Genomic DNA, 24,071 nt, shown 5'->3' with positions numbered 1-24,071 from the left:
ACTGCGAAAGATATTGATTGGCAACAAAAGTTTCTTTTGCATCAACAGATTTGACAGAGACGACAATATCGTAAAAACCTTCTTTTTCTAATAATCTAACTTCTTTTAAAGCACTTTCAGCCAACGCTTTATGTCTGGGTAAATCTGAAAATTCTTTGGCTATCGAACCAGAATTAGATCCGACTCTTACCGGGACGTTGTACTCCTTAGCAACTTTAACTATTTCTCGTACTTTAACATCTGAACCAATATTGCCTGGGTTTATTCTAACTTTCGAAGCACCAGCCTTAATAGATTCTATTGCTAACCTGTAATCAAAATGAATATCTGCAACTAAAGGTACTTGAGATTTCTTTACGATCTCACCAAAAGGTTGAATGTCATCCTTACTTCTCACTGATACCCTTACAATCTGTGCACCAGAGTTTTTCAATCGTTCAATTTGAAGCAGAGTCTTCTCAACATGTGTTGTATCTGTATTCGTCATACTTTGAATAACGATGGGGTACTTCCCACCAATTTTAACCCCACCAACATCTACTACTTTTTGTGAGAACATTTAGGACACCTCATTAGAAAAATCTCATTATATCGTTATAAGTGACGAAGATCATCAGAAATATTAAGAATAAAAATCCTATTGTATTCACTATCGCCTCGACTTTTGGACTTACCCTTTTTCTAGTTATCATTTCGTAAATGGAAAAAACGATTCTGCCACCATCTAAACCGGGGATCGGAATCAAATTAAAAACTCCTAAACTGATAGTTATCAAAGCGGTTAAATTTAAAATAGCATCGAACCCTACCATCGCTGCCTGCCCTATTATAGCAGCTGCTCCAACGGGACCGGCTATTTGATCGGCACTCATCCTTCCAGTGAATAACTGTCCAAAAGATCTGAATGTTAATGAGATTAAATTATTTGCCCATTGAATTGGAACAGTAAGAGCCTCAACACCTTTGGGATGCCAATTTTCGTAGGGCGCCTCTAAAACTCCCGGTTGAACTATGAAATCTAAAAATTCTTCTTTGGATAAATTAATAATAATTGTTTGTCCGTTTCTCTCTACTAGCACCTCAAGTGTATTATCTTTAAAAGGCTTATATTCATTAATAATTTCTTTACCAGAAACAGCGAACATTAATTCTCCTGTATTCAATTGGGTTCGATAAATTACATTTTGCAAATCAGACCCATTATTAATGTCTACTCCGTTAATTTCGATTATTTTATCTCCCGGTTGAAAAGCATTGCTTCCGCTGTTGCCATGAGGAAGTCCCCCTTCTGCGATAACATTTGAAAAAGTAGCATACACAATACCTGTCTCATACGTAGGTGGGAAATACGAATATTGAGACAATTTACCTTCAATAATAGTTCCATCTTCTAACTGTATCTCTATCGGATCACCACTTTCCAGCCGACTCATAACTATATATAAATCTTCTTCACCATTTAGTGAAACAATTTCTTTATTTTTCAAAGTGAGAAATTCCGTATCTTCGATTCCTTGTAAAGTAAAAATTGCCCTCTCATTGGTAAGTTCAGGGTTTAATGTAACATTTACTTCTTCCCCATTTCTTATAACAGTTAACTCTAATGGTTTCCCAGAAGCTATTTCCAACTCTAAAATAGATGGATTAAATACATAATCACCATTTGCTTTTTTAATGATATCACCTGGTTCAAGACCTGCTTGGAGAGCGATGCTGTCTCTTCCAACTCTTTCAACCATTACCTCTGGAAAACCGTAAGCACCAGCTATTCCCACAAAAAGGAAATAACCTAAAAGAAAAGAAAACAAAGGTCCTGCAAAAGCAATCAAAAATTTCTGAAAAGGTTTCTTATTGTAAAACAGTGCAGGATCAGTATCCTCGTAACCCTCTTCTAATACCTCTTCACCAGCCAATCTTACATAGCCACCCAAAGGAACAATATTGAATCGAAAGGTAGTTTCTTTACCTGGAATTTTGAATAATGCGGGTCCAAATCCAATAGAGAACTCCTCCACTCTCGTCTTGAAAATTTTTGCAAAAATAAAATGCCCAAATTCATGAACAACTACAATAACGGATATAATAATCAAAAACCAAATAATTGATAATAGAACGGTCATTCGGTAACCTCCATAATATATTTTTTCGCTATATTTCTACTGATTTTATCCACTTTAAGTATATCATTATAATTATTAAAACTCAAGCTATTGGCAAATGAAAACTGAATTTGCATCTCATTTACCGTTTTGTATATAATACGATAAATATCTCCAAATTTAATTAGACCGTTTAAAAAACTATCCACTGCAATCTCATCGGCAGCATTAAATGAATTCTGTAAAGGGGCATTCCCAAGAATGCTATAAGCTAATTTCAAAGAGGGATACTTATCAAAATCTACTCTTTCGAACCGTATCTTCTCCGAAAATAAATCAGGTTTTTCAAAAACAAAATTCCGTTCCGGATAAGAAATCGAAAAAGCTATTGGAATTTTCATATCAGCTACTCCATAATGCATCTTAATTACTCCATCAGAAAATTGAACCATAGAATGAATTCTACTGTTTCTATTAATGGCTACCTCGATATTGTTTATTTTGAATAAATAATAAGCTTCAAATAATTCGAGAGACTTATTTACCATCGAGGCTGAATCAACGGTTATTCTTTTTCCCATCGACCAAACAGGATGGTTCAACACTTCCTTCACTGAAACATTTTCAAGGGCTTCAACAGGGTAATCTCTTAAAGCACCACCGCTAGCCGTTAATATAATTTTTTCAGGGGTCGAGGATTCTCCCATTAAAAGTTGAAATATTGCACTATGTTCACTATCAATTGGAATTATCTCTTTTTTTAGATTGGTAGCATAATCCAAAACATAATTGCCACCACACACAATCGATTCCTTATTTGCCAAACATATTCGTTGGGAAACCTCGATAGCCTTTAAGGTGTTTTTAACACCAGAAAAACCAGAAGTAGCAATTAGAGAATAATCAGGATTACAAAACTCCATGCTCCTTTCAACAGCATCTACACCAGTAAAAACTCGACATCCATTAAAAGTTTTAGGAATATTTTCATTATTTTCAACTATCCCAACACTAATCAAATTGTTTTTATTAATTGCTTCTTTCAATTTATCCCAACTTTTATAAACGGAACCCCCTACAATCTTGAAGTTGTCTTTAAACCAACCGCTATTTAATACTTCTAAAGCTTGTTGACCAATCGATCCAGAAATGCCGGCTATGAAAATACTTTTCACTTATAAACCCCTTTCTCTTTCCACTGTTCTAAGCACATAATAAATTATACCATCATTTCAAATAATCATGAATTAAAAAATGTGTTAAAATAATTAAGAAATACAAAATTTGAACACTATGGATGAAAATTCTTTTATTTTTTTGCCGTAGTATGCAAACCATGTTTTCAAATGATTTTGATCTTGAATTTGGGGTTTTTAAGGGGTTTACCCCTTAACGCACGGGTGAAAGGGCGCTAAAGTAGATTTTAGAGTATCTAAAGAAAATAAAATATTGAATTAATTAAGAAATTAAGAAGGTGATTGAATGAACATTGGCAATTTTCTTTTAGAAAGTTCTAATTTGTTTACAGTTTACAGATGGAATAATAATCCTGCAATTGTAAGATTTAGCGAATCTGACAACATATACAACAATCTTCTTTTAAGTTTATTTGTATTTTCTGACGATTCAGCAGAAAAATTGGTAAAAATACTGCACAACAAAATATATGAAGCGATTCCTAAAATAGTATTATCAGACATATCATTGGCTACCAAAAGCAAAATTGAAGAAAAAGGCAAAAAACTTTGGGATGAAGTGATTAACAAAACCTATAAAGAAGTAGAATCAAATTTTGATAGCAATATTAGCCCAAAACTATTAATTCATTATACTTTTGATGAAGAAACTGAAAAGAAAGTAAGGATGATAAACCTCCTTGTCGCCCAAAAAGAAGCCAGTATTAACGAAAGAGTCTTTCCCGAATATTACAAAGAACCTAAAATAAAAAACCAAACGAAAATAAAAAATATGGATATACAAGATAAAAAAGAAATAGAAGAATTAGCAAATGAATTATTAGAAAAATCAACCAGACTGGTAACTATGATAAGATGGAACAAAAATCATAGAAATATCAAAAGTTCTGTAGCTTCACATACCTTTTTCGTTTTTTTAATCTCTTACCTTTTAGCTCTAAAAGCTAATTTACAAATGAAAGAAATTTACGATATTATGATTGCTTCAATACTACATGATTTGCCTGAAGCATTTACAGGTGACGTGATAAGCCCAACTAAAAGAAAAGTAAGCGGATTAGAAGAAATAATTGGAGAAATAGAAAAAGACTTCATTAAAGATTGGTACAACCATAAAAGTATACTTAAAGAGAAGTTTATAAAATTTGAAAAATATATATATGCCCCATTTGAAAATAATTATGGAGCATACGTGAAAACATCTGATTTGGTAGCTGCACTAATAGAGTGCTCCCTAGAAATAAGTACAGGAAACCAAAATAAATATTTTATAGATACCTTTGAATCTATAAAAAGTGAGATATTACAATTCTCTCCAATTGATATTAGTGAAATTATAAAAGAGATAGAGTCAACTATTCACCCCTAACGTATTTTTTCTCACCGTTAGGTAGTTTGAATTTTACAACAACACCTTTTTGAGGTTTTTCGTAACCTAAATATATTTTATGCACATTAGATTGATTAACTCCTGATTCTACACCTTCAGATGAAATGTGAGCTTCAAATGGATCTTCGTTGTAGACGAAAACGGTAACTTCTAACTCTTTCATAAAATCCCTCCGATCAAATGATATTTATTAAATTCAAAACAGCTTTTGAGAATCTAAAAGTAAAGTCACTGGACCGTCGTTGATAATATTTACTTTCATATGAGCTTGAAACTCACCTTGTTGAACATTTATAGGGTATTTTTCTTTAAGGTATGAAAGAAACTTATCGTAAAGAACCCTAGCCTTACTAGGATTTGCGGAATCGGTGAAAGATGGTCTTCTCCCTTTTCTACAGTCACCGTATAAAGTAAATTGAGACACAACAAGTACCTCGCCATTAACATCTAATAAAGAACTGTTCATTTTGTTTTGGCTGTCCTCAAAAATTCTCAAATTTACTATCTTATCAGCCATCCAATTAATATCTGATTCTCGATCATTCTTTGAAATGCCCAAGAAAACAAGAAGTCCTTTTTCTATTTGGGAAACAATCTTATTATCAACGACTACGGTTGCTTGTGTAACTCTTTGAACTACGGCTCTCAAATTATACCCTCCTAACAGAATAAACACCCTTAGAATTTTTCAATTTATTACTTAAAAGACTCAGATGTTTTAAATTCTGAACGGATAGATATATTCTAAGGTTAAGGTAATTAGAATTATTTCTCATTTCGAATTTTTCTATATGTCCACCTTCATTATTTATAACGTTTCTAACGTTATTTAAAACATTTTTACTTTCCACATCTATCAATAATACGGTGGAAAATTTATTTTGATTGTATTCGTTCCACTCAACAGTTACCTTTTTACTTTCATCGATATCCTGAATATTATTACAATCTTTTCTATGTATACCGATTCCTCTTCGAGTTATCACACCTATAATTTCATCTCCTGGAACAGGCATACAACATTTTGCAAAATAGCTTTCAACTCCCTCTTCACCGTCAACAAGAACGGAGATACCTTTTCTATTCGAAATAGATTTTTCAACTGTAGGGACCATTTTTTCTTCTTCTTTTTCGCTTAAGGTGAAAATATTTCTAATCGTATTAATACTGATATCTTCTAAAGATAATTTTATAAAAAATTCTTCGTCACTTTTTATGTTGTATTTAATGTAAAATCCAATTTCTTTCAACTTTTCAAGAATTTCATCCATGGAAAAATTAAGTTTTTTAGAAAGCTCTCTAAACTTGTCCCTCCCTCTTTCTATTAACTCTACTTCGTTTTTTTGTCGGTAATATTTTTTGATCTTTGATATGGTCTTAGGCGACTGGGCATATTTTAACCAATCAATGCTAGGCCCTTGAAAATTCCTGTTGATTAGTATCTCTACTATATCGCCAGTCTGCAATTTGTGTGAGATAGGGACTAATTTACTATTGACTTTGGCACCGGAAAAATGATTACCAACCTCAGTATGAATAGCGAAAGCAAAATCAATAGGTGTCGCACCTCTGGGTAAATGAATTATTTCTCCTTTGGGTGTAAATACAAAAATTTCTTTTGAGAGAAGGTTCGTTTCGATATCTTTCAATTCAAAAGCATTTTGAGCTATATATCTATGCAACTCCATCAAATCATTGAGAAATTTCAATTTTTCAGGACTAACACCCTCTTTATAAACCCAATGAGCAGCCAAACCGTATTCGGCTTCTTCATGCATTTTCCAATCTCGAATTTGGATTTCTAATGGATCTCCTTTATGGGTTATAACAGTAGTATGTAGAGATTTGTAGCCATTGAATTTAGGTGTTGCAATATAATCTTTTATTCTTCCTGGAATAGGGGACCAAATAGAATGAATTATTCCCAAAGCAGCGTAACATTTATTCTGATCTTCAGTAATTATTCTAAGAGCAATGTAATCATAGATTTCATCTAAAGTTTTACCTTTTCGAATCATCTTATCCCATATACTATATAAATGTTTAGAACGTCCTTCAACCATTGCTTTGATTTTTTGATTATCAAGCTCTTGTTTAATAATCTGCGCGTATTCGTCCAACCGATTTTGTCCAAGTCTTAATTTTTCCTCGATTTTCGTCTTTAAATCAAAATACGTATCAGGATACAAAAACCGAAAGGATAAATCCTCCAACTCTTCCTTAATCTTATAAATCCCCAATCTATGAGCAATGGGGGCGTATATTTTTAGAGTTTCATCTGCTTTTGCTATTTGCTTTTTCCTATCGACAAATTCTAAAGTTCTCATATTATGTAATCTATCAGCCAATTTAACGATTATGACTCTTATGTCCTCGGACATAGCAAAAAGCATCTTTCTGATAGTCTCAACTTTCTCCAAAGATTTCATGTCTTTTTCGTTTAGTCGTTCATTGAGCTTTAGATTACTGATCTTGGTGACCCCTGAAACTATATTTGCAACATCGATACCAAAAAGATCCTTTATTTTATCTATTGAAACCCCACAATCTTCAACTACATCGTGCAAAAGACCTGCTATTATCGTATCGACATCCATTTTTAAACCGGCGAGTATCAATCCAACACTTTTTGGATGCTCAAAAAATTCCTCACCAGAATCTCTATACTGACCACTATGAGCAATTTCAGCTAAATCATAAGCTGCTCTTATTAGTTCTTTTTCTCTTTTGGTAAGCCTAACATTTAATAGTTTTTCAACCTCTTTCTCATAACTTTTCGATTCAATCAACATAATCAAACACCTCTTAAAGTTTCCTAAAAAAGCTCAATTAGGTCTTGTAAATTAAGGTACAATATAATTATAGCACAAATTTCTGAAATATTGAAAAGAATTAAAGACAAAAAAATTTATCAAAATGTAATAACAATTTCATTTTTTAGGTTCATCAAGTATGATTAAATATTAATGAAAGTACCTCCTTAATATTTCTTAACATCACTTGATTTTATCCAAAAAAAAGGGTGCTATAATTACATCGAAAACTTAAATTAAGGAGGGAATTATTGTGAAGAAAGTATTATTAACGTTAGTTTTGGTAGGCATAGCCCTTTTCAGTTTTGCAGAAACACTAGTTATAAAAGGTTCAAACACGATCTTTCCAGTAGCACAACTATGGATTGAAGAGTTAAAAGATATGTATCCCAATTTAACAATTACATTGGAGGGTGCGGGATCTTCAACCGGTATTGCAGCTTTATTCAACGGAACAACAGACATAGCTGACTCAAGTAGATGGCTTAAAGAATCGGAATTAGAACAAATGCATGAAGAAGGAAAATACTTCATTCCAATTGTTTTAGGATACGATGGAATAGCCGTTATAGTCAATCCAAATCTTGGAATAGATGAAATCACCATAGAAGAATTGGCAAGTATTTACACTGGCGAAATTACAAGATGGAGCCAATTGAATCCAAATTTACCAAACCAAAGGATAGTTGTATATTCAAGAAACACAGCCTCAGGGACTTACGAAACATTCGTAGAAAAAGTTTTAGAGGGTGAAAGAATGGCCCCAACGGTTCAAATGTTAGAATCAACCCACGCAGAAGTACAAGCAGTTGCTCAAAACTCATATGCTATAGCTTATACAGGCGTAGGTTATGTGACCGAAGACGTAAAGGTTTTATCAGTCGAAGGTGTACAACCAACAAAAATGAATATTTTAAATTCTGTTTATCCAATTTCAAGACCATTGTACATGTTTGTTGATGCGACAAATGGTTACCCTCAAACCGGACCAGTTAAACAATATTTAACATTTGGACTATCAAAACGAGGTCAAGAATTAGTTGAACAAGCTGGATATGTAGCAGCATACGGATTTTAAAAGATTATCTTTTAAAAGGAGTGTTTTATTTGTGAATAGACGAGATTTAAAAAATATCGTAAATCAAAGTATAATCACAGTTGTCGCAATGGTGGGAATTTTGGCATTAATCGGTCTATTCATTTTTATCATCAGAGACGCTATTCCAGCCCTGACAGAAGTTGGGGCTGAAATTTTTACAAGTAAGTATTGGTATCCAACATATGATCCACCAGAATATGGCATGTTAGCTATGATAGCGGATTCTTTTATATTAACTGGCTTCGCTTCTATTATAGTTATACCCATAGGGTATATAATTGCATTTTTCTTGTACGATTATGCCACAAACACAGAACAAAGAATTATAAAATCAGCGATAGATTTGCTATCCGGAATCCCAACTGTTATAATAGGATCATTCTTATTCATTTATATTTCACCTATCCTAATGAATTTTGGTGCTTGGTCCACAGGTAATTTACTATTAGCAGCAATTGGGCTATCTATTTTATCCCTACCATACGCCGCTTCACTTATGCAGGAAGCATTATCATCAGTTGATATCAGTCTAAAGGAAAGCGCTTTAGCTTTGGGGGCAAGCAGGTTCACCGCCGGATTTAGAATAGTAAGCAAAGCTGCACTATCAGGAATTTTGAATTCAATAATTCTTACTATAAATAGAATTATAGGGGAAACTATTGTTGTATTAATGGTAGCCGGAGGAGCTGCCATAATTCCCAAATCAATATGGGATCCAGTTAGACCTTTGACCGCTGCTATAGCAAGCGAGATGGGGGAAGTACCCATAGGAAGTACACACTACTCTGCATTGTTTACAGCAGGTTTAATTTTGCTAATGATATCTTTTATTCTAACAATGATATCTAGAAGAGTAACGAGGAGTTGGAAAAGTTGAAACAGCAAACGGGAATAGATTCTATTATATCATTAATTTTTAGAATCATAAGTTATATTGCGTTTGGTATAATATTGTCAATAATTGTAATAGTTATAGTAGATGGTGCAAGATATTTTAATCCTTCTTTTTTCATAGAATACCCCAGTCAAGGAATGACAGCCGGTGGAATAGGACCGGCAATATTGGGAAGTTTTTTGATGATATTTTTCATTCTATTATTTTCCATTCCAATAGGAGTTCTCACTGGTACCTTCCTTTCAGAATATGGATCAAAATCAAGATTAGGAAGAATAATTGACATATCCGTTACCTCTTTATCTGGTGTTCCTTCTGTTGTCTACGGATTGTTTGGATTAGCTCTTTTTTCGATAACTCTAGGATTTGGAACATCTCTTCTAAGTGGAAGTTTAACTTTATCTATAATGACTTTACCTGTAATATCCTCATCAGTAAAAGAAGCCCTTGCTTCTCTACCAAGAGAGCTGAGAGAATCAGCCTATGCTTTAGGAGCAAAAAAAACGGAAACTATTTACAAAATACTCTTTCCAGCAGCAAGAAATAGAATAATAACCGCCATATTGATTGGTGCAGGAAGGGTTATTGGAGAAACCGCTCCTGTATTATTGACTGGTGCAGTTTTCTATTCAACTCAGTTACCAAATTCTTTACTTGATCCTGTTATGACTCTCCCAACTCATATATATTTTATAACCATGGCATATGGAGAAAGTGCGCAATGGATGGCAAAAGCAACATCCGCATTCTTAATAATACTTATTTTAGTGATATACTCGATAGCATTTAAAATAAGAGGAGGAAAACAAAAAAGTTGAACACAGAAAAAGAAATTGCAATAGAAATTAAAAATTTTAATGGTTGGTACGATCAAAAACAAGCTTTAAAAGATATAAATATGGAAATTAAAAAAAAGAAAGTCAGCGCAATAATTGGTCCTTCAGGATGTGGGAAATCTACTTTGTTGAGAAGTATAAATAGAATCAACGATGAAATTCCTGGATATAGAACCAATGGCGAAATAATATTTGAGGACAAAAACATATATGAAAATAATATTGATTTATCGTTGTTGAGGAAAAAAATAGGAATGGTTTTTCAAAAACCAATACCTTTTCCTATGACTATTTATGAAAACATTGCATTTGGTTTAAAGTTGCACACAACAAGAAACGGAAGAAGAATGGATGCAATCGTTGAAACAGCTTTAAAAAGAGCTGCGCTATGGGATGAAGTAAAAGATGAACTTGACAAACCAGCGAGTTCACTTTCTGGGGGACAACAACAACGTTTGTGTATTGCTAGGGCCATCGCTATTGATCCTGAAATAATTCTATTAGACGAGCCTACATCCGCCCTAGACCCTATAGCTACACAAAAAATTGAAAATTTAGTAGAACATTTATCCGAAAATTATACTATAATTATTGTTACACATAACCTAGCCCAAGCTATTAGAATTTCAGATTATATGTATTTTATGTTTCAAGGAGAGCTCATAGAATCGGGAAAAACAGAAGACATTATAAAAAGCCCAAAAAAACAATTGACAGAAGATTATCTAAATGGTAGAATTAGCTAAAAATTGAATAGATAACCACACAACAAAAAGTACATCAAGCAAATAGGGAGTGAAATAAATGGACTACACACATTTTGAAGGGGAAATGACACGATTAACAAGTGAAATATCCAAGCTTTTAACGTCCGTCCTAAGATCGTTTGAAAATTCGATTAAAGCGTTAGAAGATAAAAACCTTGAATTAGCCGAAAAAGTCTTAAAAGCAGATGATCAAATAGATGATTTAAACCGCCAAATTGAAGAGTCAGTCTATCAAATCGTAGCGAGATTTCGTCCTTTAGCCAAAGAACTACGATACGCAGTAACAATGATAAAGTTCGCAAACAATCTTGAAAGAATAGGTGATCTTTCTTGCAATATTGCTGAAAAAACTAAAATCTATGCGCATATTGATCTAAAAGACATAGTAAATACTAAAGAAATAAAAAAGATGTTCGGTATATCCCTAGAGATGATAAAGGACTCATATAAAGCATTCGGAGAAAGAAACATTGAAGAAGCTGTGAAAATTTGGAAAAGAGATGATGAAGTGGACGAGCTAGAAAATCAACTTAGACAAATTGCTGTGAAAAAATTACAAGATGAAACTTTTAACAAAGAACTTGTTATTCCCTATGTATTATTGGCAAGAGACATTGAAAGAATCGCTGATCACGCCACAAATCTTTGTGAAGAAATAGTTTACATAGAAACAGGTAAGGAAATCGAAGACTATCTATAAACGGAGGCTTTCTCATGCCTAAGGTTCTTATTGTTGAAGATGATGAAGATATACGAGATATACTAAAAACTTATCTTCGATTAGAAGATTTAGAAATCTTTGAAGCCGGTACTTTATCTCAAATGAGGAACGTTTTGAATAAAGAATCAAACATTGACATAATCTTATTAGATTTGATGTTACCTGATGGAGACGCAGTTAATGAATTGCCAAAAGTTCGTGCATTGAATAGAGAAATAGGTATCATAATCATTTCTGCAAAAAATACAGATGGAGAAAAAATTTTAGGAATCGAATCAGGAGCAGACGATTATATTACTAAACCTTTCAATCCTAGAGAAGTTACAGCGAGGGTTAGAGCATTATTAAAAAGAATCAAAAAATCTGAAAATAAAATGGTTTTTGGACCCATGGAAATATATTCAAACAATTATTCAGTAAGATATGAAGGAAAAAATATTGAATTGACCTCAAAAGAGTTCGAAATACTCGATCTATTAGCTAGAAATTCAGAAAAAGTCTACACAAGAGAAGAAATTATAGATAAAATTTGGTTTGGAGACGAATTTATTACAGATAGGGTTATAGATGTACATATAAGCATGATCAGATCAAAAATAGGGAAAAATTGGATTAAAACTATTAGAAACGTAGGATACAAATTCAATAAAAACGCTTATACGGTAGATAACAACGGTGAGAAATAAAGATGAAAAATGCTAACTCATTTGACTTTAACATATTCGATTCTTTGGAAGACGCAGTATTACAATTAGAAAATAAAACAAACATCCTTAATGTAAATGAGACTGCCAAAGCTTGGGGTTTTGTGAAACACAAAGAATTATTGAACACCATAAGTTTCAATGAAATCGATCAGCTTGCAAAGCATATATTGAATAATGAAGACTTTGAAATAGAAACAAATATATATTTCTTTGAAGGATACAGTAAATTTTGCAAGCTCACATTCAAAAAAGAATATCAACTTCTAATATTGCAAGACAAAACTGAATTTGAATTATTAAAAAAAGTGAAAGAAGATTTCATAACCTCAGTTTCCCATGAACTCAGAACCCCTCTCACCATTGCTAAAGGGAATACTCAAATACTCAAAGACTTCATGAAAGACAATCAATTTACCAAACAAGTTACTAAAATCGAAGAATCTCTCGACAGAATAGAAAATATTATTTCTCAATTAACCCTTCTTTCAAAAGCAGAATTTGGTGAATACGAATTAAAAAAAGAATTGATAAATCCAACTACTCTATACAACGAAATAGTGAAAGACCTTTATGAAAAAATACAAGAAAAATCCGTAAAGCTACACTTCAATTGTCAAATTCAATCTATAAAAAGTGACAAGTTTGTACTTTACACAATCTTTAGAAATTTGCTTTCCAATGCAATTAAATATTCTTACGATAATTCTGACATATACATTAATTTTCTCAGCGAACAACTCATAATAAAAGATGAAGGTATAGGTATAAGAGAAGAAGAACAAAAAAGAATTTTTGAAAGATTCTATCGTGGTGCTGAAGCAAATAATTATGCCAAAGGATCCGGTTTAGGCCTAGCGGTGGTTAAATATTTATGCGAATTAGCAAATTATAAAATTGAATTTGAATCAAAATGGATGGTTGGTACAACATTTAAAGTGGTTTTCTACAGGTAACTTTAACTCCTAATTACTGCACAAACAACTTCAAAGAATTTATCAATCTATATTTTTTAAAATTTATACTGTATGTAATTATATTGAATGGTTTTACTTGGTGTTTTGATATGAAAACAACAACTTCGTTCAAGTATTAAACAATAAATATATTGGAGTAAAATTTTTTTAAATAAATAAAAGTAAGATTTCTTTAGATTTTCTCAAATAATTGCTTTTAAATGGTAATAATTGTGTTTAAACACTCATAACCAGACTTGACATTTATAAAAAAATGTATTTTAATTAAAAGTAGAGAGGACGGGCTGCATAGTAAAGTGACACGGTTCTCTTTATCCTTCAGGGTGGGGAGCGGGGCAATAGGGCGCTATTAATCAAGTTTTAGGGTCTCTGAATCTAATATAAATAAAAAGCAAAGGAGTTAACTGATGGCAAATAAAACATATAATATTGAATTAGTTAAAGAACGTAACAGAACAGTAGTTTTAGAATTATTGAACTCGAAAGGAACGAGCACAAGATCAGAAATATCAGATATAACAGGTCTAACAAACGCCACTATAACAAATATTGTGAATGAATTAATCTCCAAGGATTTAGTAGAAGAAGTCGGTACCATCGATGGCAAATTAGGTAGAAAGAGAAAACTGATAAAAATCAAAGAAGACGCTTTTTATGTTATAGGTATTGAATTTGGGGTAAACATAGTACGTGCAGGAATATTTAATTTTAAGGGCAAAAAAATTAAGAGTATTGAAAAAGAAATAAATTCATATGGAAGACCGACTGATGTTTTAAAAAACCTAATTTTAATAATTGACGAATTGATCAATAACACAAAAGTCGACTTCAATAAAATTAAGGGTATTGGTATCGCTATGCCTGGATTGATAGATAGCCAAAAAAGAATTTTACGATCAGTTCATCCTTTTCCCTTACTCAAAGATTACCCACTTGTGGAACAGCTAGAAGAACACTATGAAAAAACAATTTGGCTAGAAAATGATGCAAACGGTGCTGTTTTAGGTGAAAAGTGGTTTGGACATGGGAAAAAATTTAACAATTATGTATTTATTGTAGGAGATTCTGGAATTGGAGCAGGAATTGTTATAAATGGGAAGCTATATTCGGGTACTTTTAACTCCGCTGGTGAAATAGGTCATACAGTCATAACTGGAGATTTAATGCCTTTGGAAAGTTTCGGAGGTTTATCAAGGTTGGCAGATGAATTTAACTTACCTTTAGAGATAATTCTAAACGAATCAAAAAAGTCTGAAGAAATTAAAAAAACTTTGGATGATATCAACAAATTTTTAGCCTTAGGAATAGTGAACCTTGTAAATACAGTCGATCCGGAAGCGGTAATTGTAGGTGGAAGAATTTTAAAAACGGGATATTCAGTTATTAGGGAAATAAAAAGAATAGTTGCTCAATACACCTTTTCGGATGAAATCCCACAAATTTTAGTTGCTTCAAAGAAAGAAGATGCTATTTTGTCAGGTGCAGCCTCAATTGCTATCGAACATATCGTATCTTCTCCCTATCAGTTTTTGCTAAACAATGACAAAAACATATCTTATAACAATTTCAAACAAAAAAGAGATTTTTAAAGTTTTCAAATACAGTGTAAATTCTCAAAAAGGAGGTAGCATAGTATGAGAAAGTTAGTAGGTATAGTACTTCTAAGTGTATTAAGCTTCACCATGATTTTTGCCCAAAGTGGGCAGGTAGAGATATTCAGTTGGTGGACTGGTGGAGGAGAAGAAGAAGCGCTTTTAGCAACCCTTGAAGATTTTAATGAATTATATCCAGATATTGAAGTAATCAACGCAACGGTTGCCGGTGGAGCAGGGACTAACGCCAAAGCGGTATTAAAAACAAGAATGCTTGGTGGAAACCCACCCGACACATTCCAAGTACATGCTGGTTGGGAGTTAACAGATACATACGTAATACCAGGACTCATGGAACCTTTAACAGAATATTTAAAAGCTTGGGGAGTATACGATAAATTTCCTGAAGGTCTAATAGACATAGTAAGTTATCAAGGTGAAGTTTATTCCATTCCTCTGACGGTCCATAGAAGCAACGTTGTGTTCTACAACAAGAAATTATTTAACGAAATAGGTTTAACTAAAGAACCAGAGACATGGAATGAATTCATAAACGCTTTAGAAAAAGCAAAAGCCGCTGGTTATACTCCACTTGCTTTAGGAGATAAAAACAAATGGCCTGCAGGTCAACTTGTTGAGAATCTCATGGTAGCCGAATTTGGAGCTGTAAATTACAACGCCTTATTTAACGGCGAACTATCTTTCAACGATGAAAGGCTTGATAGTGCATTAGAGAAAATGGTACAACTTATGGATTACGTTAACGTAGATCACGCAGCTTTAGCATGGCAAGATGCTTCAAGATTGTTGTATGAAGACAAAGCCGTTTTCAACTTAATGGGTGACTGGGCAGAAGGATACTTCAAAACCTTAGGTTGGATCCCTGGCGAGGATTTTGGGTGGTTTGAACTACCTGGTACACAAGCTGTATTTGTACTAGTATCCGATACCTTCGGGTTACCAAAGAATGCCCCACATAGAGAAAATGCACTAATCTTTTTGGAATACTTGGCTTCCACAAGGGCTCAATCAGTATTTAATCCAATTAAAGGTTCCGTCCCAGCAAGAATTGACGCAGATCCAGGAGACGATCCATACTTGATAGAAACAGCAGAAGATTTCAGAACTCTCATCATTTCACCATCCATCGTTCACGGTTCTGCAGCGCCTGAAGCATTTGTCACGTCATTCAATGATGCCGTTAACAACTTAGTAACTACTAAAAACGTTAACCAAGCAAAACAAATGATATTATGGGCTGCTGAAGACGTAAATCTACTCACAGATTAACACCTAAAATAACTTAATCTCGGCCCTTTCTGGGCCGAGATTTTCGATATACCCTACCTAATCGATAAGGAGAGATATAAATGTCGGTTCAAAAGAAAAAGGCAAGAGCGGGATTTTTTATAATCCTACCATCTTTAGCTTTCCTAGGGATATTTGTTTACTATTTCATTTTTTTAACGATAAGAACATCAACCTCCAACTGGAATAGTTTTTCCTCATTATTGAGTGGAGAATACGAATTTGTTGGAATGAGAAACTATCAAAGGTTATTCATGGACCCCAGATTTCAAACAGATTTATGGAACACATTATTTTTTACCCTATTTTTTCTAGCAGGATGTATAATACTCGGTATATTTTTAGCCAATATTATTGACAAGAAATTAAAAGGATCGAGTTTTTTTCAAAACCTATTTTTATTCCCAATGGCAATTTCTTTTGTTGTAACAGGTACGGTTTGGGGTTGGATATTCGCTCCTGGGAACATACCAACTTCCCCACAAGGAATTAATTTATTACTTGAAAACCTTGGATGGACAAACTTACAATGGATGTGGTACACGAGTACCCAATCGATAGGAAAATTCAATTTAGCGTTGATACCAGTGGTAATAGCAGCAACCTGGCAGATGTCAGGATACGTAATGGCAATGTATTTAGCCGGGCTTAGAGCTATTCCTGAAGAGATGATAGAAGCAGCACAAGTAGACGGTGCAACAGGTACTCAATTATTTTGGAGAATAAAGATGCCTATGCTCAGACCAATTACACTTAGTGCCATGATAGTAATAGGACACATGTCTCTGAAGATATTCGATTTAATATACGCCATGACTGGAAGTGGACCTAACAACGTTACCGATATGCCTGCTGTTTATATGTTTGAACAGATGTTTAGATCCAACAGATACGCTATCGCATCAGCCATTGCAATAATAATGTTGGTAATGGTAGCTGCGGTTATAATCCCTTATCTTTATAGCTCTTTTAGGGGGGAAAGATAATGGCAGAAAAAACCAATAAAACTTCACTCACAATTTATTATATTATACTAGCTTTATTCACCATATTTTATGTTCTGCCTTTTTATGTTACTCTAAGCACCTCTTTTAAACCATTTGAAGAAGTTTCTATATCAAATATGTGGAAACTTCCAAGCAAGTTATCTTTTGAGGGATTCAAAGAGGCATTTGCAAGATTAGGACCGAATCTAAAAAACAGTTTTTACCTTACGATACCGGCTACTCTAATATCTGCAATAATTGGTTCAATAAATGGTTTTGCTCTTTCAAAATTAAGGTTCAAATATTCAAATATTGTTTTTGCCCTAATATTATTTGGGATGTTCATACCTTATCAAAGTGTATTATTTCCACTGATACAGTTCTTTCAAGCAATAGGTTTATATGGTACGATACCCGCATTGATAATAACCCATGTTATATACGGAATACCGATTACCACCTTAATGTTTAAAAATTACTATGAGGAAATTCCAAACGAATTAGTGGAAGCATCATCTGTGGATGGTGCAAGCATATGGCAATCCTATACAAAGATACTCTTACCTATATCAATACCAGGGTTCGTAGTCGTTATAATATGGCAATTCACAAATATATGGAACGAGTTTTTGTTTGCAGTAACGATAACCAGTGACCCGACGAAACAACCAATAACGGTAGCTTTAGTCAATTTGGCTGGCAGTCAAGTCGTCCAATGGAACGTTCAAATGGCAGGAGCGTTAATCGCTGCCCTACCTACACTTATAGTTTACATCATATTGGGAAGGTATTTTGTAAGAGGTTTACTCGCCGGTTCGGTTAAGGGATAGTATAAACCCGCCTAATTATAGATGGCGGGTATTTCTTTACTTTCCTAAATTTGTTTTTTGTGTATGAAAAACAAAAGGTCGTTCAGGTATTAAAGATTATTTTTTTAAATAATATCTCTCAAATCTTTAAACAATTTTATAATTGCATTTATAATGACAAAAAATTCCAAACGCCCTAAATACATTCCTAATGTTTGCGTCCAAATCACTCCTACGGGAGCTTGACTCGAAGTAATACCTGTGGAAAGTCCAACAGCAGATAAAGTTGAAGCATACTCAAATAAAGCATTATGAAGTGGATACCCATAAGCCAACAATATAAAAACGCCGATAAAATAGGTAATAAAATACATTGTAAAAACCACTAAAACATTTTTTATTGAGTTTAGATCAATTTTCTTTCTTGATACCCCTTTATATACTTCTATGTAAAAAGTGGTTCCAGAGGGTTTAAAAAATTCTTTGATCTGGTTAATTATCAATTTGAAAGCAATATAAACCCTGAATAATTTTAAACCACCTGATGTGGAATCCATCATTCCACCTAAGATCATCAATATTGTCACAATTAACAATCCGAAATAATTCCAATGTGAAAAAGCTACTGTTGAAAAACCAGTGCCTGTTAAAGCTGAAATACTCTGAAATGCGGAATGAACTAAACCATCTCCCACTCCGTACATTTCAACTGTTGTAAAAGCAAAAAGCAACAAAAAAGAAATAACTAAAATTATGAACATGGTCTTAATTTCGGGGTTTTTTAAAAAAGGCTCAGATTTGATTTTTTCTCTTAATTCAAGTAACGAAATTTTTTTGGACCGGTAGTCTCTGCGATTCCTAATAAAATTTCTAATCATTAATAAACCAGCATAATGGACTCCAAAGCCAGTTCCGCCCATAATCATTAGCAACATGATAATTATTTCTACCTTCAAACTACCAAAAGAACCTATACTAAAATTTTTTGTGGAAAATCCTCCCGTAGCCAAGCCAGTTAATGTATGGTTAAAGGCGTCAAAAAAAGAAAGTTTTCCTACAAACATCAAAAGCAAAACACCTATAACCGCCCAACTTAAATAAATTCTAAGAATTATCCTAGCCGATTCTCTCAAATTCGGAACTAAATTGTCACTTCTTCCTTCTGCTTGATATATACCAACCCCCATGGTACCAGCAATGATTACAGTAATTATAGCAAAACCAGCCCCACCAATAAATTGCATCACCGATCTCCATATTAAGATAGAGAGGGGTAGGACTTCCACATCAGAAAACATCGTAAGCCCTGTCGTTGTCCATCCACTTGTCGATTCAAATACTGCCTGTGAAAAATTCAATTCTCCAGAAAAAATAAAAGGCAAAGAAGAAAGAAAAATTGCGACCGTCCAAACAAAAAAAACAGTGACGACAGCATCCTGTGTGTTTAATTCTTTTCTTTTTTCTCCTCTTCCCATATACCTAAATATTTCCCCGGTAAGAAAGGATAATATCCCTGTAATCAAAAATGGTAGAAAATCTCTAAAAGAATCATAAATAAAAGCAGTAGAACCCACTATAAATATCAAAACAGAAAGACCTATTATAATATTTCCCGTATTTCGAAAAATTGTTTTATACCTTAGTTTTAAAAAATATTTGTAAGAAGGCACTAGATCACCTCGATTTTAACGTTTCTTTCACTTCGTTCACTTGTTCTTTTAGCGCCAAAACGATCAGCCTATCCCCCTTATAAATGGTTGTTTCACCTTGAGGAACCATTATATCTCCATCTTCTCTTATCAATACTCCGATTATTGAATTCTGAGGTATATTTAATTCCTTAAGTTTTTTATTTACGGCTTTATCATCTTCAAGTATAGTAAGTTCCAAAATGGATAACTTTTCCACATAGGGGTTGAAGAAATCTGTAATATCTTCATGAATCAAAGAAGATTCAATTAATTTTTGCATCCAAGAAATTGGTACCAGTGTTTCGACATTAATACCTTTGAAAATAGTTTCGTTTTCTGTTGCATTGACTAAAGATATTATCTTTATATCTTCATAATATTCTCTCAACAACCAAGATACAACAAAATTCAATGCATCATCCTCAGAGATTATTATTAAGGCTTCTACTTTTTTGTTTAGATCTAAATTTTCTATCCATTTGATATCGGTAGGATCTTGCTTAACAAGTTCAAGAGCAGGAAAATTTACCTTTAATCCATCTAAAATCTCCAGATTTTCGTTATTTTTGCTGACATAGTAAACTTGATTACCCAATAAGAGTAATTTTTTGGCTAAAGAATAGGCTAATATCTTTCCCTCTATGATATAAAAAATTCTATTCATATTTAACTACTTCCTTTTCCAATTCCTCAACCAAATCCATTACCGAATCCTCTATGGGACAAAATAAATTCAATCCTGCCTTTATAAAAATTGATTTCTTCAAAGGATCATTCACCCTTGCGGCTATTCTTACTCCCGAATTTAATTTTTTAATCCCGTAGGCCAACATAAAATTTAAATTGTCGTCGGGGGTTACAATATAAACCATGTGAGCTTTTTCAATATTCACATCTTTTAATGCGGCCATATCGCTTGTATCAATAACTCTTGTGAAACCTGTAAAATTTCTTTTCGATAATCTTTCAAAAGACGATTCTTCTTTATCAAGAACTACTACATTGTAAGCTTTACTTAATTTCAAAGCTAGTTCAGAACCCAACCTTCCACAACCTATTATAATTATGAGTTTGGAACCATTTATGCGCATATATTCTCACTTCCAAAAAATATTATTGAAATATGCAATTTATTAGCTCAACACTGTCCATCAAAGAATATATTCTCTGAGATCTTCATCACCATATACCTTACCCAACCGTAGGTCTACATAATTGCTATCTATTTTCAATTCCCACTCTCCTGATGCAGGTGCTTCAAAAGAAACCTCTTCAAGAACTTTTTCGACTACTGTATAAAGTCTTCTTGCCCCAATATTTTCAACTTTTTCATTCAACTCAAAGGCAATATCTGCCATTCTTTCAACGCCATTTTCAGTGAACTCAATTTTCACCCCATCGGTTTGAAGTAAGTACTGATACTGTTTTAGTATTGCATTTTTTGGCTGGGTTAGTATTCTAATAAAGTCTTCCTTTGTCAAATCTGATAATTCCGCTCTAATTGGGAATCTTCCTTGAAGCTCAGGAATCAGATCCGAAGGCTTAGCCTCACTAAACGCACCAGCAGCTATAAACAATATATAATCAGTGCTAATGGAACCATACTTTGTTACAACAGTTGTTCCTTCAACTATTGGTAACAAATCTCTCTGAACACCTTCTCTAGATACATCTGGCCCTGACGCGGATCCTCCAGTGGATGTAACTTTATCGATTTCATCAATGAAAATTATGCCACTATTTTCGGCTCTACTTATTCCTTCCTGTATCAATTTATCTTGATCGATCAACTTCTCGGATTCAATAGGTTCCAAAACTTTTCGCGCTTCAGAAATCTTCATTCTCCTTCTTTTTTTCTTCTTAGGCATAAGATTTTGAAACATTTCTCCAAACTGAATGCCCATGTCTTCAAGTTCAGGTCCCAATCCAGCAAACATTGGGGTAGATTGTTCCTCAACTTCTATTTCTATTTCTACATCTTCTAATTCCCCATTTCTTAATTTTTCCAACAGTTCCTCTCTTCTTCTTCGAATGTTTTCGTCTTCTTTTTCATCATATCCCTTATTTTGGGAATATTCAGCATTTTGATTGAAAAGTTGCATAACGTCCATAAATGAAGGTTGAGCCTTTGTTTTTTTCTTTGAAGGCACAAGTGCTTCTACTATCCTTTCTTCTACAAGTTTTTGAGCTTTACCTTTAACTTCTTCCATCATTTCCTTCTTTACCATGTTAACTGAAGAATCAACCAATTCTCTAACCATACTTTCTACATTTTTCCCAACATATCCAACTTCGGTAAACCTTGTGGCTTCCACTTTCACAAATGGTGCATTAGCAACCTCTGCCAACCTTCTGGCAATTTCTGTTTTTCCAACACCTGTAGAACCTATCATTAGAATATTTTTTGGTATTACATCTTTTCGAATATCTTCTTGTAGCGCCAACCGTCTAATCCTGTTTCTCAAAGCGATAGCAACCTGCTTCTTTGCTTCCTTTTGACCGATTATATAATTATCCAATTTTTCTACAACTTTTTTTGGAGTTAATTCATCTATTTTATTCATAAAAATCACCTCAAAAATAAATTTTTACTAATGTACCAATTATATCATACCTCATGAACCTTTAAAAGATTGGTTTTACTGGAAAAACCATAGGGAATTCCAGCCGTTACTATGATATTCTCTCCTGATACAGCAAAATTTAAAGATTTCACGATATTGCTAACGCTCTCCAACATATTATCCGTGTCAGTAAATTTTTGCATAATAACAGGAGTTACTCCCCAAACTAACGCTAATCGATGATAAGTAGTTATTCTTGGGGAAGCTGCAACTATTTTCATATTTCTTCTGAATCTGGAAAGAGCTCTTGCCGTATACCCGCTATAAGTGGTCGCAACTATAACTTCAATGCCTAATTGCTCGGCAATTTTTATTGCAGACATCGTTATCGAATTGGTAGCAGGGTCTCCTCCACCATATGTTGAATAATCAAATTTATAATAGTACTCTTCTAACATTTTTTCAGTTTCATTTGCCACATTGGACATAACTTTGACAGCTTGCTCAGGGTATTTCCCAATCGAGGTTTCTTCAGATAACATAACTGCATCCGTCCCATCTAATATAGCATTGGCTATATCAGTTGCCTCTGCTCTTGTAGGGAACGGATTATTAACCATACTTTCAAGCATTTGAGTTGCTGTTATAGCAGGCTTTGCCATGGTGTTTGCAATCTCTATAATTCTTTTTTGAAGCAAAGGAATTTGTTCAACAGGTGCTTCAACGCCTAAATCTCCTCTTGCAACCATCACTCCATCAGCTTCTTCTATGATCGATTCAAGGTTATCTAGAGCTTGTAATGTCTCAATTTTAGCAATTATGGGGAGATCTGGCATGCCCAATTCTGTTAAAATTCTCCTTGTTCTGGTAATATCTTCAGCTTTTCTAACAAAAGATTGAGCTATATAATCTACGTTCCATTCTACAGCCTTGTTCAGATACTTCATATCTTTTTCTGTTAAAGGTGGCAAACTTATATCTATTCCAGGAACGTTTATCCCTCTTCTGTGAGTGATACTGCCACCTGTTACAACTTTTGTTACAATCTCTTTTTCGTTGCTGCTAATGACTACAAGTCGTATTTTTCCATCATCAAGAAGAATAGAATCTCCCTTTTTAACTTCTTTAGGTAATTCTTTATAATTTATACTCACCTTTTCTTTATTGCCAACGATCTCCTCGGTTGTCAAAATAAATTTTTGATCTTCTTCCAAGACTACTTCATCTGTCTCAAATCTACCCGTTCGAATCTTAGGACCTTCTAAATCAAGTAAAATAGCAAAAGGTATGTTCATCTCTTTCCGTATCTTCTTTATTAGATTTACTCGCTTCTCATGATCAGCAATAGTGTCGTGAGAAGTATTCAATCTTGCTACATTCATTCCAGCGTTTATTAATTTTTTTATCATTGTTTCATCTTGTGTGGCTGGACCAATTGTGCAAACGATTCTCGTCTTTTTATTTTCTGTTTTTTCGTTCATAACTATCCTCCTAAAAAATGCGGAACTTTTGGGTGTTTCTTCCCAAATTGCATCTTTTTTAGATTCCATGCCTTAGGAATTTTCAAGGGGTTTACCCCTTGAATGCCCTATGATAAAACCCCCGCCAGCTTCACAATCTCCAT

The 24,071-nt window shown here is 33.6% G+C and carries 23 protein-coding genes; 12 read left to right on the top strand and 11 right to left on the bottom strand.

Annotated features, from left to right (window positions below; genetic code table 11):
* The 3 genes from AA81_RS12495 to dxr form a co-directional block, all read right to left on the bottom strand.
* A partial coding sequence (locus AA81_RS12495) for a flavodoxin-dependent (E)-4-hydroxy-3-methylbut-2-enyl-diphosphate synthase (RefSeq protein WP_146050396.1) occupies nt 1–559 on the bottom strand: 559 nt, incomplete at its 3' end.
* A gap of 13 nt (nt 560–572) precedes the next feature.
* Complete coding sequence (locus tag AA81_RS12490; RefSeq protein ID WP_103899217.1) at nt 573–2,120, bottom strand: site-2 protease family protein; 1,548 nt, start codon at nt 2,118–2,120, stop codon at nt 573–575.
* On the bottom strand, nt 2,117–3,274 hold the full coding sequence (dxr, locus tag AA81_RS12485; RefSeq protein WP_103899216.1) for a 1-deoxy-D-xylulose-5-phosphate reductoisomerase: 1,158 nt from the start codon (nt 3,272–3,274) through the stop codon (nt 2,117–2,119). Before dxr ends, AA81_RS12490 begins: the two co-directional genes overlap by 4 nt.
* A 307-nt stretch (nt 3,275–3,581) precedes the next feature.
* Between dxr and AA81_RS12480 the strand changes: the two genes are divergently transcribed.
* A complete protein-coding gene (locus tag AA81_RS12480; RefSeq protein ID WP_103899215.1) occupies nt 3,582–4,664 on the top strand; it encodes a YfbR-like 5'-deoxynucleotidase in 1,083 nt (360 codons plus the stop codon).
* Here AA81_RS12480 and AA81_RS12475 read toward each other — a convergent pair.
* Genes AA81_RS12475 through AA81_RS12465 form a run of 3 tightly spaced genes read right to left on the bottom strand, consistent with a single transcriptional unit; the run spans nt 4,651 to nt 7,477 of the window.
* On the bottom strand, nt 4,651–4,848 hold the full coding sequence (locus tag AA81_RS12475) for a hypothetical protein (RefSeq protein WP_103899214.1): 198 nt from the start codon (nt 4,846–4,848) through the stop codon (nt 4,651–4,653). The two genes, AA81_RS12480 and AA81_RS12475, sit on opposite strands and share 14 nt — an antisense overlap.
* 33 nt (nt 4,849–4,881) lie before the next feature.
* Nucleotides 4,882–5,334 (bottom strand): D-aminoacyl-tRNA deacylase, encoded by a 453-nt coding sequence (dtd, locus tag AA81_RS12470; protein ID WP_103899213.1) that lies wholly within the window; start codon nt 5,332–5,334, stop codon nt 4,882–4,884.
* Nucleotide 5,335: 1 nt separating this feature from the next.
* Nucleotides 5,336–7,477, bottom strand: coding sequence for a RelA/SpoT family protein (locus AA81_RS12465; RefSeq protein ID WP_103899212.1), 2,142 nt, complete (start codon nt 7,475–7,477; stop codon nt 5,336–5,338).
* A gap of 274 nt (nt 7,478–7,751) precedes the next feature.
* Between AA81_RS12465 and AA81_RS12460 the strand changes: the two genes are divergently transcribed.
* The 11 genes from AA81_RS12460 to AA81_RS12410 all read left to right on the top strand — a co-directional run bounded on the left by AA81_RS12460 (nt 7,752) and on the right by AA81_RS12410 (nt 18,213).
* Complete coding sequence (locus tag AA81_RS12460; RefSeq protein ID WP_103078252.1) at nt 7,752–8,576, top strand: phosphate ABC transporter substrate-binding protein PstS family protein; 825 nt, start codon at nt 7,752–7,754, stop codon at nt 8,574–8,576.
* Nucleotides 8,577–8,646: 70 nt separating this feature from the next.
* Nucleotides 8,647–9,474: a PstC family ABC transporter permease gene (locus AA81_RS12455; RefSeq protein WP_169926272.1), complete on the top strand. Its 828-nt coding sequence runs from the start codon at nt 8,647–8,649 to the stop codon at nt 9,472–9,474.
* On the top strand, nt 9,462–10,310 hold the full coding sequence (gene pstA / locus AA81_RS12450; protein WP_103078250.1) for a phosphate ABC transporter permease PstA: 849 nt from the start codon (nt 9,462–9,464) through the stop codon (nt 10,308–10,310). Before AA81_RS12455 ends, pstA begins: the two co-directional genes overlap by 13 nt.
* A complete protein-coding gene (gene pstB, locus AA81_RS12445; protein ID WP_103078249.1) occupies nt 10,307–11,074 on the top strand; it encodes a phosphate ABC transporter ATP-binding protein PstB in 768 nt (255 codons plus the stop codon). The genes pstA and pstB overlap by 4 nt, the downstream gene beginning before the upstream one ends.
* Nucleotides 11,075–11,132: 58 nt before the next feature.
* Nucleotides 11,133–11,795, top strand: a complete 663-nt coding sequence (gene phoU, locus AA81_RS12440; RefSeq protein WP_103899211.1) for a phosphate signaling complex protein PhoU — start codon at nt 11,133–11,135, stop codon at nt 11,793–11,795.
* 14 nt (nt 11,796–11,809) lie between these two features.
* On the top strand, nt 11,810–12,502 hold the full coding sequence (locus AA81_RS12435; RefSeq protein WP_103078247.1) for a response regulator transcription factor: 693 nt from the start codon (nt 11,810–11,812) through the stop codon (nt 12,500–12,502).
* A gap of 2 nt (nt 12,503–12,504) precedes the next feature.
* Nucleotides 12,505–13,476: a sensor histidine kinase gene (locus AA81_RS12430; RefSeq protein WP_103078246.1), complete on the top strand. Its 972-nt coding sequence runs from the start codon at nt 12,505–12,507 to the stop codon at nt 13,474–13,476.
* Between the two features lie 428 nt (nt 13,477–13,904).
* Nucleotides 13,905–15,086, top strand: a complete 1,182-nt coding sequence (locus AA81_RS12425) for an ROK family transcriptional regulator (RefSeq protein WP_103899210.1) — start codon at nt 13,905–13,907, stop codon at nt 15,084–15,086.
* A gap of 45 nt (nt 15,087–15,131) precedes the next feature.
* Nucleotides 15,132–16,379, top strand: a complete 1,248-nt coding sequence (locus AA81_RS12420; RefSeq protein ID WP_103899209.1) for an extracellular solute-binding protein — start codon at nt 15,132–15,134, stop codon at nt 16,377–16,379.
* A gap of 80 nt (nt 16,380–16,459) precedes the next feature.
* Nucleotides 16,460–17,383: a carbohydrate ABC transporter permease gene (locus AA81_RS12415; protein ID WP_103078244.1), complete on the top strand. Its 924-nt coding sequence runs from the start codon at nt 16,460–16,462 to the stop codon at nt 17,381–17,383.
* The gene (locus AA81_RS12410) at nt 17,383–18,213 is read left to right on the top strand and encodes a carbohydrate ABC transporter permease (protein ID WP_103078243.1); all 831 of its coding nucleotides are present in this window, start codon (nt 17,383–17,385) and stop codon (nt 18,211–18,213) included. Before AA81_RS12415 ends, AA81_RS12410 begins: the two co-directional genes overlap by 1 nt.
* A 104-nt stretch (nt 18,214–18,317) precedes the next feature.
* On the opposite strand, the gene AA81_RS12405 is transcribed toward AA81_RS12410, so the two are convergent.
* The 5 genes from AA81_RS12405 to pyk are packed head-to-tail and all read right to left on the bottom strand — an operon-like array spanning nt 18,318 to nt 23,928.
* Nucleotides 18,318–19,862 (bottom strand): TrkH family potassium uptake protein, encoded by a 1,545-nt coding sequence (locus AA81_RS12405; RefSeq protein WP_103899208.1) that lies wholly within the window; start codon nt 19,860–19,862, stop codon nt 18,318–18,320.
* 4 nt (nt 19,863–19,866) lie between these two features.
* Nucleotides 19,867–20,547, bottom strand: coding sequence for a potassium channel family protein (locus AA81_RS12400; RefSeq protein ID WP_103078241.1), 681 nt, complete (start codon nt 20,545–20,547; stop codon nt 19,867–19,869).
* Nucleotides 20,540–20,974, bottom strand: coding sequence for an NAD(P)-binding protein (locus tag AA81_RS12395; RefSeq protein WP_103078240.1), 435 nt, complete (start codon nt 20,972–20,974; stop codon nt 20,540–20,542). Before AA81_RS12395 ends, AA81_RS12400 begins: the two co-directional genes overlap by 8 nt.
* A 60-nt stretch (nt 20,975–21,034) precedes the next feature.
* Nucleotides 21,035–22,447: an ATP-dependent protease ATPase subunit HslU gene (gene hslU, locus AA81_RS12390; protein ID WP_103899207.1), complete on the bottom strand. Its 1,413-nt coding sequence runs from the start codon at nt 22,445–22,447 to the stop codon at nt 21,035–21,037.
* Nucleotides 22,448–22,491: 44 nt separating this feature from the next.
* On the bottom strand, nt 22,492–23,928 hold the full coding sequence (pyk, locus tag AA81_RS12385; RefSeq protein ID WP_103899206.1) for a pyruvate kinase: 1,437 nt from the start codon (nt 23,926–23,928) through the stop codon (nt 22,492–22,494).
* Nucleotides 23,929–24,071: the final 143 nt, after the last annotated feature.

This window comes from Petrotoga halophila DSM 16923, assembly GCF_002924615.1.
This window is presented reverse-complemented; position numbering and strand designations above follow the sequence as displayed.